The sequence below is a fragment of the Streptacidiphilus rugosus AM-16 genome (assembly GCF_000744655.1).
Classification (GTDB): Bacteria; Actinomycetota; Actinomycetes; order Streptomycetales; family Streptomycetaceae; genus Streptacidiphilus; species Streptacidiphilus rugosus.
The window spans coordinates 6,026,644-6,039,619 of record NZ_JQMJ01000004.1 but is presented as its reverse complement, the minus strand read 5'-3'; the positions used below and the strand labels follow the sequence as shown (position 1 = coordinate 6,039,619).

Annotated in this window: 9 protein-coding genes and 1 pseudogene; 7 read left to right on the top strand and 3 right to left on the bottom strand. The window is 74.0% G+C overall.

Features of this window, described 5'->3' with window-relative positions; all coding sequences use genetic code 11:
• The first annotated feature begins 32 nt into the window (after positions 1–32).
• The 7 genes and pseudogenes from nusA (at position 33) to truB (ending at position 7,580) form a co-directional block, all read left to right on the top strand.
• On the top strand, positions 33–1,019 hold the full coding sequence (nusA, locus tag BS83_RS36335; protein ID WP_037607538.1) for a transcription termination factor NusA: 987 nt from the start codon (positions 33–35) through the stop codon (positions 1,017–1,019).
• A gap of 95 nt (positions 1,020–1,114) precedes the next feature.
• Positions 1,115–1,399, top strand: a complete 285-nt coding sequence (locus tag BS83_RS44565) for a YlxR family protein (protein ID WP_084715238.1) — start codon at positions 1,115–1,117, stop codon at positions 1,397–1,399.
• Positions 1,400–1,532: 133 nt separating this feature from the next.
• A pseudogene (gene infB, locus BS83_RS36330) lies at positions 1,533–4,585 on the top strand (translation initiation factor IF-2).
• A gap of 130 nt (positions 4,586–4,715) precedes the next feature.
• Complete coding sequence (locus BS83_RS36325; RefSeq protein WP_037607537.1) at positions 4,716–5,012, top strand: DUF503 domain-containing protein; 297 nt, start codon at positions 4,716–4,718, stop codon at positions 5,010–5,012.
• 75 nt (positions 5,013–5,087) lie between these two features.
• Complete coding sequence (gene rbfA, locus BS83_RS36320) at positions 5,088–5,543, top strand: 30S ribosome-binding factor RbfA (RefSeq protein WP_037607536.1); 456 nt, start codon at positions 5,088–5,090, stop codon at positions 5,541–5,543.
• A 47-nt stretch (positions 5,544–5,590) separates the two neighbouring features.
• The gene (locus tag BS83_RS42580; protein ID WP_084715236.1) at positions 5,591–6,664 is read left to right on the top strand and encodes a DHH family phosphoesterase; all 1,074 of its coding nucleotides are present in this window, start codon (positions 5,591–5,593) and stop codon (positions 6,662–6,664) included.
• A 7-nt stretch (positions 6,665–6,671) separates the two neighbouring features.
• Positions 6,672–7,580 carry a tRNA pseudouridine(55) synthase TruB gene (truB, locus tag BS83_RS36310; RefSeq protein WP_037607535.1) on the top strand — a complete coding sequence of 303 codons (909 nt, stop codon included), beginning with the start codon at positions 6,672–6,674 and terminating at the stop codon, positions 7,578–7,580.
• A gap of 542 nt (positions 7,581–8,122) precedes the next feature.
• On the opposite strand, the gene BS83_RS36305 is transcribed toward truB, so the two are convergent.
• From BS83_RS36305 to BS83_RS42570, 3 genes are all read right to left on the bottom strand, one after another.
• Positions 8,123–9,547: an MFS transporter gene (locus BS83_RS36305; protein WP_051944731.1), complete on the bottom strand. Its 1,425-nt coding sequence runs from the start codon at positions 9,545–9,547 to the stop codon at positions 8,123–8,125.
• Positions 9,544–11,001: an aminopeptidase P family protein gene (locus BS83_RS36300; RefSeq protein ID WP_408641064.1), complete on the bottom strand. Its 1,458-nt coding sequence runs from the start codon at positions 10,999–11,001 to the stop codon at positions 9,544–9,546. The genes BS83_RS36305 and BS83_RS36300 overlap by 4 nt, the downstream gene beginning before the upstream one ends.
• 1,470 nt (positions 11,002–12,471) lie before the next feature.
• Positions 12,472–12,705, bottom strand: a complete 234-nt coding sequence (locus tag BS83_RS42570; protein ID WP_051944724.1) for a hypothetical protein — start codon at positions 12,703–12,705, stop codon at positions 12,472–12,474.
• Positions 12,706–12,976: the final 271 nt, after the last annotated feature.

Below are 12,976 nucleotides of genomic sequence, written 5' to 3'. Positions count from 1 at the left end.
CGAGAACTGAAGAGAGAAGAGGAGGCGTAGCCATGGACATCGACATGAGCGCCCTGCGCGGACTCGTTCGCGAGCGCGAGATCAATTTCGATCTGCTGGTCCAGGCGATCGAGTCGGCCCTCCTCATTGCGTACCACCGCACTGAGGGCTCGCGGCACAAGGCCCGCGTCGAGCTGAACCGTGAGAACGGCCACGTCACCGTCTGGGCCACCGAGGACCCCGACGAGGTCGAGGAGGGGGCGACCCCCCGCGAGTTCGACGACACCCCGACCGGCTTCGGCCGGATCGCGGCGAGCACGGCCAAGCAGGTCATCCTGCAGCGCCTGCGGGACGCCGAGGAGGAGGTCACCTTCGGCGAGTACGCCGGCCGTGAGGGCGACATCGTGACCGGCGTGGTCCAGCAGGGCAAGGACCCGAAGAACGTGCTGGTGGACATCGGCAAGATCGAGGCGATCCTGCCGGCCCAGGAGCAGGTGCCGAACGAGGAGTACAAGCACGGGCTCCGGCTCAAGTGCTACGTCGTCTCGGTCAAGAAGGGCGTCCGCGGTCCGTCCGTGACGCTGTCGCGCACGCACCCGAACCTGGTGCGCAAGCTGTTCGCGCTGGAGGTCCCCGAGATCGCCGACGGTTCCGTCGAGATCGCCGCGATCGCCCGCGAGGCCGGCCACCGCAGCAAGATCGCCGTGTGGACGGACAAGCCCGGCCTCAACGCCAAGGGCGCCTGTATCGGCCCGATGGGCGGCCGGGTGCGCCAGGTCATGGGCGAGCTGATGGGCGAGAAGATCGACATCGTCGACTGGTCCGACGACCCGGCGGAGATGGTCGCCAACGCCCTGTCGCCCGCACGGGTGACACACGTGGAGATCGTCGACTACGACGCCCGCTCCGCCCGGGTGACCGTGCCGGACTACCAGCTCTCGCTGGCCATCGGCAAGGAGGGCCAGAACGCCCGCCTCGCGGCCCGGCTGACCGGCTGGCGCATCGACATCCGGCCGGACGTGGAAGCTTCCGAGGCCTGAGCGCGTTACGGAAGTGGACCGACGCGGGAACGCAGAGTTGATCGTTCGCGGATAACCGAGTCGGAACGAAGACCATCAGAGGGGTAGACTTGGACGTGTCTGGCCGGACGCGTACAGAAGCATGCCCGGAACGCACGTGCGTGGGGTGTCGGAAGCGGGCGGCCAAACACGATCTGCTGCGTGTCACGGCGGTCGAGGACGTCTGCGTCCCCGATCCCCGCGGCACGTCGCCCGGTCGGGGCGCGTACGTGCATCCCGAGCCGGGCTGCCTCGTGTCGGCCGTGCGCCGACGGGCGTTCCCGCGGGCGTTGCGCCGGACGGGTCCGCTCGACACCGCAGCGCTTGAGCGGTACGTCGAGGCGTCCGCAGTTGTCCAGTAGTTGAGTCAGGTAACAGGTACCTCGCGAAGTCGAAAGTAGGTCGAGATTGCGATGAGCACTCGATGAGTACGCGATGAGTACGAGCATGAAGTAGCGACGGTCCGGCGGAGAACCCGGACCTAGAAGGAGCGAAGTGGCTAAGGTCCGGGTATACGAACTCGCCAAGGATTTGGGCGTGGAGAGCAAGGTCGTCATGGCCAAGCTCCAGGAGCTCGGTGAGTTCGTCCGTTCGGCGTCGTCGACCATCGAGGCGCCTGTTGTCCGCAAGCTTGAGCTTGCATTCGGTGGGGGTTCCGCCCCCGCCAAGTCCGCGGCCAAGTCGGCCGCCCCCAAGCCGGCCGGTGCCGGCCCGAAGCCGGGCGCCCCGCGTCCGGCCGCGCCCGCGGCTCCGAAGCCGCCGGCCCCCAAGCCCGCAGCGGCTGCTCCGGCGGCGCCGGCTCCTGCCGCGCCCGCCGCCGCGCGTCCGGCCACGCCGGGCCCGCGTCCGACCGCGACGCCGGGGCCCCGCCCCGTCGCGCCCGCGGCCGAGTTCTCGGCTCCGGCTCCGGCCCAGCCCGAGACCCCCGCGGCTCCGGCCGCGCCGCGTCCGGCCGGCAACGCGCCGCGCCCCGGCGCCCCCGTCCGGCCACGCCGGGCGCCCGTCCGGCCGGTCCCCGTCCGGGCAACAACCCCTTCACGTCCAGCAACACGGGCATGGCCCGTCCGGGCGCCCCGCGTCCGGCCGGTGCTCCCGGCGCCGGTGGCCCCGGCGGCGACCGTCCGCGTCCGGGCGCCCCGCGTCCGGCCGGTGCTCCCGGTGCCGACCGCGGTGACCGCGGCCCCCGTCCCGGCGGCGACCGTCCGCGTCCGGGCGGCGCTCCCGGTGCCGGTGACCGCGCGCCCCGTCCCGGTGGCGCCGGTGCTCCCGGTGGGATGCCTCGTCCGCAGGGCGCTCCGCGTCCCGGCGGCCCGAGCCCGTCCGGCATGCCCCGCCCGAACCCGGGCATGATGCCGCAGCGTCCCGCCAGCGGCCCGCGTCCGGGCCCCGGCGGCGGTCGTGGCCCCGGTGGCCCCGGCGGCCGTCCGGCAGGTCCCGGCGGCGCGCGTCCCGGCTTCCAGGGTCGTCCGGCAGGTCCGGGCGCCCGTCCGGCGGGCGGCGGCGGCTTCGGCGGTCCGCGTCCCGGTGGCGGTGGCGGCGGCTTCGGCGGCGGCGGTGCCCGTCCCGGTGGCGGCGGCGGCTTCGGCGGTCGTCCCGGCGGTCCGGGTGCCCGTGGCGGCACGCAGGGCGCCTTCGGCCGTGGCCCCGGTGGCCGTCCGGCCCGTGGCCGCAAGTCGAAGCGTGCGAAGCGCCAGGAGTACGAGGCCATGCAGGCCCCGTCCGTCGGCGGCGTGATGCTGCCGAAGGGTCACGGCGAGACGGTCCGTCTCTCCCGCGGCGCTTCGCTGACGGACTTCGCGGACAAGATCAACGCCAACCCGGCGGCGCTCGTCTCCGTGATGTTCAACCTCGGTGAGATGGTCACCGCGACGCAGTCCGTCTCCGACGACATCCTGCAGATGCTCGCCGGCGAGATGGGCTTCACGCTGGAGATCGTCTCCCGCGAGGACGAGGACCGCGAGCTGCTCGAGTCCTTCGACATCGAGTTCGGCGAGGACGAGGGCGGCGAGGAGTTCCTCGTGGCGCGTCCGCCGGTCGTCACCGTCATGGGTCACGTCGACCACGGTAAGACCCGCCTGCTCGACGCGATCCGCAAGACCAACGTGGTCGCGGGCGAGGCCGGTGGCATCACCCAGCACATCGGCGCCTACCAGGTCGTGACCGAGGTGAACGGCGACGAGCGCGCCATCACCTTCCTCGACACCCCGGGTCACGAGGCGTTCACCGCCATGCGTGCCCGTGGCGCCAAGTCCACCGACATCGCGATCCTCGTGGTCGCGGCCAACGACGGCGTCATGCCGCAGACGGTCGAGGCGCTCAACCACGCCAAGGCCGCCGGTGTGCCGATCGTGGTCGCGGTCAACAAGATCGACGTCGAGGGCGCCGACCCGACCAAGGTCCGCGGTCAGCTGACCGAGTTCGGTCTGGTGGCCGAGGAGTACGGCGGCGACACCATGTTCGTCGACATCTCCGCGCGCCAGGGCCTGAACATCGACCAGCTGCTGGAGGCCGTGGTCCTGACCGCGGACGCCAGCCTGGACCTCCGGGCCAACCCGGAGCAGGACGCCCAGGGCATCGCGATCGAGGCCCACCTGGACAAGGGCCGCGGCGCCATGGCGACGCTGCTCGTCCAGCGCGGCACCCTGCGCGTCGGTGACTCGATCGTGGTCGGCGACAGCTACGGCCGCGTCCGCGCCATGCTCGACGAGAACGGCAACCACCTCCAGGAGGCGGGTCCGTCCCGTCCGGTGCTGCTGCTCGGTCTCACCTCGGTGCCCCGCGCCGGCGACAGCTTCATCGTCGTCGACGAGGACCGCACGGCCCGCCAGATCGCCGAGAAGCGCTCGGCCCGCGACCGCAACGCCATGTTCGCGCGTCGTCCGGTCCGCGTCTCGCTCGAGGACCTGGACAAGGCCATCGCCGCCGGCGGCATCCAGCAGCTCAACCTCATCATCAAGGGTGACGTCTCCGGTTCCGTGGAGGCCCTGGAGGACGCGCTGCTCAAGCTGGACGTGGGCGAGGAGGTCGAGCTCCGGATCCTGCACCGCGGTGTGGGTGCGATCACCGAGTCCGACGTCGACCTGGCCATGGGCTCCGACGCGATCATCCTGGGCTTCAACGTCCGGGCCGAGGGTCGTGCCCGCACGGCCGCGGACCGCGAGGGCGTCGACATCCGCTACTACTCGGTCATCTACCAGGCGATCGAGGAGATCGAGGCGGCGCTCAAGGGCCTGCTCAAGCCGGAGTACGAGGAGGTGCGCCTCGGCGCCGCGGAGATCCGCGAGGTCTTCCGCTCCTCCAAGTTCGGCAACATCGCCGGTGTCCTGGTCCGCGAGGGCCTGCTGCGCCGCAACGCCAAGGCCCGCCTCATCCGCGACGGCAAGGTCGTGGCGGAGAACCTCACCATCGAGGGTCTGCGCCGCTTCAAGGACGACGCGACCGAGGTCCGCGAGGGCTTCGAGGCCGGTGTCACGCTCGGTTCGTTCAACGACATCAAGGTCGAGGACATGATCGAGACCTACGAGATGCGCGAGAAGCCGCGCTCGTAAGGCCTGAGTGGTGTGGGGGCCGGTCGGCGGGAATTCCCGTCGACCGGCCCCCTGCTCGCTCGGTACGGTGATCGCACCAGCTGTCCCGCTGGTGTGCCGAGGCCTCACAGGTCGGCGTGACCTGTCACACATGTTCGTGGGAACACTTACGTTCGATCTTCTTCTGGGTGATATTCACTCGCTCAAGGAGAAGCGATCGATCGTGCGGCCCATCGTGGCCGAGCTGCAACGCAAGTACAGCGTGTGCGCTGCGGAGACCGGAAACCAGGATCTGCACCGCAGAGCCGAGATCGGCCTGGCCGTGGTGTCCGGCGAGGCGTCCTACGTCGTCGAGATCCTGGACGGCTGTGAGCGGCTGGTCTCGGGGAGACCCGAGGTGCAGCTGCTGTCGGCGAGGCGGAGGCTTCGCGATGACGAAGACGAGTAGGACAATCAGACAGAGCGCCCCTAGGCGGGCGCGGCCGGGTACCGTTCCTTGGTGCCCACAGCACGAGGAGGACCAGTGACCGACACCGCGAGGGCGCGCAAGCTCGCAGACCGCATCCGGGTGGTCGTCGCGGAGACCCTGCAGCGGCGGATCAAGGATCCCCGCCTGGGCTTCGTCACCATCACCGACGCCCGGGTGACGGGCGACCTGCAGCAGGCCACCGTCTTCTACACCGTCCACGGTGACGAGACCGAGCGGGAGGCGTCCGCGGCGGCGCTGGAGAGCGCCAAGGGCATCCTGCGCTCCACGGTGGGCCGGGAGACCGGCGTCCGCTTCACCCCGACCCTCACCTTCGTCCTGGACGCCGTCCCCGACACCGCCCGTCACCTGGACGACCTGCTCGTCAAGGCGCGGGCGCAGGACGCCGAGGTGCGCAGCGTCGCCGTCGGCAAGACCTTCGCCGGCGACGCCGACCCCTATCGCAAGCCCGGCGAGCACGAAGAGCTCGACGACGAGGCAGAGGACGAGTAGTCGTGCTCGGCCGGCACGAAGGCGCAGCGGAAGCGCCCACCGGAGAGGTGGGCGCTTCCGCGCTGCCCGCACAGACGGTCCCGTCCGTCCCGCCGTCGCTGCCCGCGCCCCGCGCGGAGCTGCGACGCCCCACGGACGCGGACTGGCAGGCGGTGCTCGACGCGATCGGGTCCGCCTCCTCGGTGGACCTGGTGGCCCACGTGCTGCCCGACGGCGACGCGCTCGGTTCGGCGCTCGCGGTCGGCCTGGCGCTGCGGCAGCGCGGCGTGGAGGTACGCGTCTCCTTCGGCGACGACCCGCAGATCGTGCCGGCGTCGCTCGCCTTCCTGCCGGGCCAGGAGCTGATCGTCCCGGTCTCCGCGGTACCCGAGCGCCCGGAGCTGATGATCAGCTTCGACGTCGCCGACCCGCGGCGGCTCGGCCTGCTGCAGACGAAGGCGGAATCCGCCCGGACGCTCGTCGTGATCGACCACCACGCGTCGAACGGCGGCTTCGGCACCCGCCGACTGATCGATCCGCTCGCGCCCGCGACCGCGGTCCTGGTGGACGAACTGCTGCGCCGGCTCGGCATCCCGCTGGACCAGCCGATCGCCACCTGCCTCTACGCCGGGGTCGCCAGCGACACCGGTTCCTTCCGCTACGCGGCCACCACCCCGGCCACCCACGAGTTCGCCTCGCGGCTGCTCGCGGCGGGCGTCCGGCACGACGCGATCTCCCGCCGGCTCTGGGACACCCAGTCCTTCGGCTACCTGAAGGTGCTGGCCGCCGCACTGGAGCGGGCGCAGCTCGACCGGCGGGCGGCGGACGGGCTCGGCCTCGTGTGGACCTGGGTCCCCTGGGCCGACCTGCTCGCGCACGGCGTGCCGCCGGAGGAGATCGAGGGCCTGATCGACGTGGTCCGCAAGGCGGCGGAGGCCGAGGTCGCCCTGGTCCTCAAGGAGGACCCGGACGGCAGCCTTCGCGGCTCCTCCCGAGCCAACGGCTCGGTCGACGTGGCGGCGGCCTGCGCCGCGCTCGGCGGCGGAGGCCACGCCTACGCGGCCGGCTTCACCTCGCGCATCGGGGTGGCCGCGACCGTCGCGGCGTTCCGCAGCGCGATTTCCTCCCAGACGAAAGATTGATCACCTCTTGAAGCGCAAGGGCACCGGCCCCGACGGTCTGGTCATCGTCGACAAGCCCGCCGGGATCACCTCCCACACCGTCGTCGCCCGGATCCGCAGGCTGGCGGGCACCCGCAAGGTCGGCCACGCCGGCACGCTGGACCCGATGGCGACGGGCGTCCTGGTCGTCGGCAGCGAGCGGGCGACGCGCCTGCTCGGGCACCTGGCGCTGACGACCAAGACGTACGAGGCGACGATCCGGCTCGGCCAGACGACCGTCACGGACGACGCGGAGGGCGACGTGACCGCGTCGGCGTCGGCGGCGGAGGTGACGGACGAGGCGATCGACGCGGGCATCGCGAAGCTGACCGGCGAGATCCAGCAGGTCCCCTCCAGCGTCAGCGCGATCAAGATCGACGGCAAGCGTTCGTACTCGCGGGTGCGCGACGGCGAGGAGTTCGAGCTGGCCGCGCGCGCGGTGACGGTCTCCCGCTTCGAGCGGCACGCGCGCCGTGCGGCGGTGGCCGAGGACGGCACGGCCGTCGTCGACCTGGACGTCACGGTGGACTGCTCCTCCGGCACCTACATCCGCGCGCTCGCCCGCGACCTCGGCGCGGACCTCGGCGTCGGCGGCCACCTCACCGCCCTCCGGCGTACCCGCGTTGGCGCCTACGGCCTGGACGTCGCCCACACGCTGGAGGAACTGGAGGAGTCCTTCGCGGACCGCGTCCTTCCCATCGCCGAGGCCGCGGCCGCGGCGTTCCCCCGCTGGGACGTGACGGCGGACCAGGCGCGCCTGCTGACCAACGGCGTCCGCATCGCCGGCCCCCGCATGGACGCCACCGAACCGATCGCCGTCTTCGACCCCGACGGCCGCTTCCTCGCCCTGATCGAGGAACGCGCAGGCCAGGCGCGCTCCCTCGCGGTCTTCGTCTAGCCCCGGCGCGCGGCGCCGCGACCGGACCCTGCCGGCCGGCGGCCGGGCTCGCGCCGGTCCTTTCGCCGGATGGGACTGCCCTCGCATGGCTCGCGCGGGGCGCTTGGCCGGCCTTCCAGCGGTGCCGCGCGGGTCTCCTTCGGGACCGCGTGCGGTCCTGGGTCGCGCCGGGGTCCAGTTGCCCTGCTGGATCCCTGACCGGTCAGAAGGGCCCCGCCGGGCCTTCCCCCGCCGGCGGCCGGGCTCGCGCCGGTCCTTTCGCGGGATGGGACTGCCCTCGCATGGCTCGCGCGCGGCGCTTGGCCGGCCCTCCACCGGGTTCCGCTCGGGTCTTGGCCTGGGCCTCCTTCGGGACCGCCCTGGCATGGCTCGCGCAGGGCGCTTGGCCAACCCTCCACCGGGCGCGGCTCGGGTCTTAGCTCGGGCCTCTCCTTCGGGGCCTCTGGCGCGGCTCGCGCAGGGTGCCCGCGGTGCCGCGCGGGACTCCTTCGGGACCGCGGGCGAGCTGGGGTCGGGCCGGGGCCAGCGGCCCTGTCGGCTCGCTACGCCGCCGGGTCGGCTGACGGCGGGGGTGGGAGGCGGCGGGTGGCCAGGGTGAGGGTGGCGGTCATGAGGAGGTAGAGGAGGACGGCCGCGAGGGCCGGGGCGGTGATGCCGCCGTGGGCGGTGGGGAGGCCGCCGAGGAGGGCGACGCCGAGGGTGGTGCCGGTGGAGCGGCCCGCGGACATCAGGCCGCTCGCGATGGCCGAGCGGTGGGGCGGGGCCGTCGCCATCACCAGGGTGATCTGCGGGACGGTCGCCAGGCCGAACCCCAGCCCGATGAAGAGCAGCCCTACGCAGGTGCCGACCGGGACGTCGCCGCCGACGAGGGCGAGCAGCACCCCGCCGACCAGCGTCAGCAGGACCCCGATGCCGAGCACCCGCGGCGCGCCCAGCCGCGCGTGGACGCGGCCGGCGACCAAGGGCATCAGCGTGATCGGCAGGGCGGAGGGCAGGAAGCACAGGCCGGTGGTGACCGGACCGTACCCGTGCACCTGCTGGAGGTAGACGCTGAGGGAGAAGACCAGGCCGTAGTACCCGGCGAAGAGCAGCAGACCGACCGTGACGAAGCCGCGGAACCCCGGCGCCCGGAACAGGTCGCCGGGGATCGCCGGGAAGGCGAAGCGACGCTGGCGCAGCAGGAACCCGCCGAGCGCCAGGACGGCCGCCGCCGCGGCGGCGGCCGGGAGGGGCCGGGTCCAGCCGAGCTCGCGTCCCTCGGTGAGCGCCAGCGCGACCCCGCCGAGGAACACGACCGCGAGCAGCTGGCCCAGCACGTCCTGCGGCTCCCTGCGTCCGCTCGCCGGGCCGCCGCGCGGCATGTGACGGGCCGACAGCCACAGCACGGCCGCCACCGCGGGCACGTTCACCAGGAAGACGCTGCGCCACCCCACCGCCGCGACCAGCGCGCCGCCCAGGATCGGCCCGAAGGCGACCGGGCTTCCCGCGACCGTCGCCCAGACGGAGACGGCCCTGGCGCGGCCGTCCGCGTCCCGGTAGGTGTCGGTCAGCAGCACCAGGGTGGCCGGGGTGAGCAGCACGCCGCCCAGCCCCTGCAGGGCGCGGGCGGCGACGAGCGCGGCCGCGTCGGGCGCCAGCCCGCACAGCACGGACGCGAGCCCGAACAGCGCGACCCCGATCCGGAAGACGCGCAGCGCGCCGAACCGCGCGACCGTTGCGGCCCCGGCCAGCACCAGCCCGGCCATGACGATCACGTAGGCGTCGACGGCGAGCTGCATCGTCGGCAGGCTCGCCCGCAGACCGTTGCGGATCGCCGGGATCGCGACGTTGAGGATGCTGATGTCGATGACGCACATGCCCGTCGCCAGGCTCGCGGCGGTGAGCACCCGGCGCGGTCGCACCGTGGGGTCTGCGAGACCGGGGACCGCGTCCCGCACGCCGGCCGGGGGATTGCCTCTGCCGCTCATCGCAGCGAGGCCATCCAGGCCTCGACCTCGTCCGCCGCGCGCGGCAGGGCGGCGGAGAGGCACTCCGCGCCCGTGGCGGTGATCAGGAAGTCGTCCTCGATGCGCAGGCCGATGCCGCGCAACTCCTCCGGCACCGTCAGGTCGTCGGGCTGGAAGTAGAGGCCCGGCTCCACGGTGAGAACCTGGCCCGCCTCCAGCACGCCCTCCATGTACCTCTCCTGACGTGCGGCGCCGCAGTCGTGGCAGTCGAGGCCGAGGTGGTGTCCGGAGCCGCAGAGGGTGTAGCGGCGGTAGAGGGTCGAGTCGGGAGCGAGCGCGGCCTCGGCGTCGGGGATCAGCCCCCAGGCCTCCAGGCCCTCGGCGACGACGCGTACCGCGGCGTCGTGGAAGTCCCCGTAGCGGGCGCCGGGGCGCAGCGCGGCGATGCCGGCCGACTGCGCGGCGTACACCAGCTCGTAGACCTTGCGCTGGGCGTCGCTGAACCGTCCGCTGACCGGGAGCGCGCGGGTGACGTCGCCGGTGTAGAAGGAGTCGGCCTCCACGCCCGCGTCCAGCAGCAGCAGGTCGCCCTCGCGCACCGGGCCGTCGTTGCGCATCCAGTGCAGCGTGGAGGAGTGCGCCCCGGCCGCCGCGATGGTCTCGAAGCCGAGGCCGTAACCGTCGAGCCGGGCGCGCCGGTTGAAGGTTCCCTCGATCCAGCGTTCGCCGCGCTCCAGGCGGGTGGCCTGGCGCAGTTCGCGGACGACGTCGTGGAAACCGGCCACCGTGGAGTCGACGGCCAGGCGCAGCTGCTCGATCTCCCACTCGTCCTTGACCAGCCGCAGCTCGGACAGGAAGGTCAGCAGCTCCGCCTCGGCCTCGGGCGCGGGCGGCACCAGCGCGTCGACGAGCGCGTCGTGGCCCCGGATCACCCTGGTCGGCGCGCCGCCGCCGCGCAGCGCCTGCTCCAGCCGGTCGCGGGAGGCGGTCGCGACGCCCAGCGCGTCCTCCGTCTCGGCGAGCGAGCGGCGTCGGCCGACCCAGAACTCGCCGTACTGGCGGTCGCTGTACAGCTCCGCGCCGCCGGGCCCCGCGGTGCGCGGCGAGCGGGGCCGGGTGAACAGGGTGACGTCGTGACCGTTGCCGTGGGGCTCCAGCACGAGGACGCTGTCGGGAACGGCCCACGTTCCCGTCTCGGCGGTCAGATGGACGAAGGCGGAGTGCGGGCGGAAGTGGAAGTCGAAGTCGTGGCTGCGGACCTTGAGCCCGCCCGAGGGGACGACGATCCTTTCGCCGGGGAAGCGCTCGGACAGCGCCGCGCGCCGTGCGGCGGCGTACGCCGCGCCGGGCAGGCGCGGCAGCGACAGCGACGTGTCGGCCCAGCCCTGGGCGAAGTTCTCGGCGAGCGCGGCCGGCACGCTCCGGTCGTGGCTTCCGACTCCGCGCAACGCGTTGTTCTGCTGCCGCCGCTCCACCGCGGGCCTCCGATCGGTCGTGTCGCTGACTCCTGGCGGTGAACACTAACATTTCACATATGACACCGCATTAGAGATCGCACGCCAGGCGTCCCCAAACGTTTTCCACCCCATCGGGCAGGCGCGCGGGGCGCGGCGGGGGCGGACGGTTGGACGGACGACGGCGGGGCGTTCGTTCGTGGGCAGTCTCCCGACGGTTCGGCGCGGCGCGCGCCGCAGGCGGGAGGAGCGGACGTGGGGCCTGGGCTGGTGCGGGTCGGCGACGCGCGGGGAGGACCGCGCGGCCTCGCCTTCGCGGGCGACCGGGACGGGACCCTGCTCACCGCGCACGAGGTGGTCGACGGCCTCAGCGGCGTCCTGCTCACCTACGCCGACGGCCGGTCGGCCCGCGTGACGGCCGAGCGGATCGTCCCCCTGCCGGAGTTCGGGCTGGCGCTGATCCGGGCCGACGTGCCGCCGCCGGGCGGGCCGTGGGCGCTGGCCGCCGCGCCGGGGGCGGGGCTCGTGGCGCTGCCCGGGCCCGGCTCCGTGCTCCAGGGCGGCATCAGCGGGCTGGTGACGGCCGGCTACGAGGCCTCCGAACGCTTCTGGCTGGTGCCCGACGTCTGGCAGTTGGGCGTCGAGCAGGCCCCCTACGGACTGCCCGTCCATGCCGCCGGCGGGCCTGTCGTGGACGCGGAGACCGGGGCCGCCGTCGGGGTCGTCACCGTGGCGCTGCGGAGCAGGCGGCGGGGCGCGGTGCTGGCGGTGCCGCTCGGCACGGTGGCGGGGGAGGCCGTCGTCGCGGACCTGCTGGCGCGGAACGCGGAGACCGTCCCCGCGCACGGCCGGGCGCTCAACCTCGCCGGAGTGCTGGAGCTGGCCGCCGCCGGGATCGGCCCCGCCGCGACGGAGGCGGCGGCCCGGCGGGTACCCCGTCCGGACGGCCTGCCGGAGGCCGCGGAGGGGTGGGACCCGGTCCGTCCGGTGTTCGCGCTGGTCGGCGACGCCGGAAGCGGTCGCACCACCGAGCTCGCGGCGCTGGCACTGCGCCGGACCCGGGCCGCGTACCGGCTGCCGACCCTCTGGCTGCGCGGCGCGGACCTCCACGCGGGCGACACGAGCGCGTTCGACGCGGTCGACCGGGCCCTGGACCGGGCCCACACCTTGCTGGGCAACGCCGGCCTCGGACCGCTCGGCGGGCAGGCGGCGCGGGTCGCGGCCGCCGCGCACCGACCGCTGCTGATCGTGCTGGACTCCCCCGAGGAGGCCCCGCCGGAGCTGCTCGTCCGTTGGCCCGGCTGGTGCGCCGAGACGGTGCGCCGACTGCGGAGGGTGGACGGCCGCCTGGTCCTGGGCTGCCTGCCGGAGTTCTGGGAGCGGACGGGCGCCGGGTTCGCGCCGGACGACGTCCACGGACGCCTCACCCTCGGACCCCTGGACCGGCCCACGGCGGCGCTGTGCGCGCCGGACGCCGCGGGACTCGCCACGTCACCGGCGCTCGCCGGTCTCCATGCCCAGGGCGACCCCGTGGCTCTCCGCATCCTCGCCGACCTCTGGGCCGCCCAGCCCGCGCTCGCGCCGCCACCCACCCGCCCCCTCACCCGTCCCGACCTCCTCGCCGCCCGCCTCGACCTCTCCTGCCTGGCCGTTGCCCAGCGCCTCCTCGCCTCCGGCGCGAGCGCGAGCGTCCCTGACCCGCGCCACGGTTCTGCGCCCACCCACACGGCCGCTCCCGGGTGGGGCCACGGTTCCGGTATCCGCCCTGGGCGGGGTTCCGGAGGTGGCAGCGGTTCCGAGCCCGCGTTCGGCGGTGACGCCGCCCGTCGGCAGGGCGTCGGGCGGGGACCGGAAGGGGGTCGCGGTTCGGCCTTCCGCGCCGGGGACGGCTCCGCGCACAGCCGCGGCGCGGCTCCGGTCCGCGCCCCGGCGCCGTGCCCGCCCCCGGCGCCGTGCCCGCCCCCGGCGCCGTGCGGCGGCTCGCGGCGCGGGTGGC

Coding starts and splice junctions, on each gene's coding strand:
- BS83_RS36305 (WP_051944731.1), bottom strand. CDS start 9,547: ATGAGCGGCAGAGGCAATCCCCCGGCCGGCGTGCGGGACGCGGTCCCC.
- BS83_RS36325 (WP_037607537.1), top strand. CDS start 4,716: ATGTTCGTGGGAACACTTACGTTCGATCTTCTTCTGGGTGATATTCAC.
- nusA (WP_037607538.1), top strand. CDS start 33: ATGGACATCGACATGAGCGCCCTGCGCGGACTCGTTCGCGAGCGCGAG.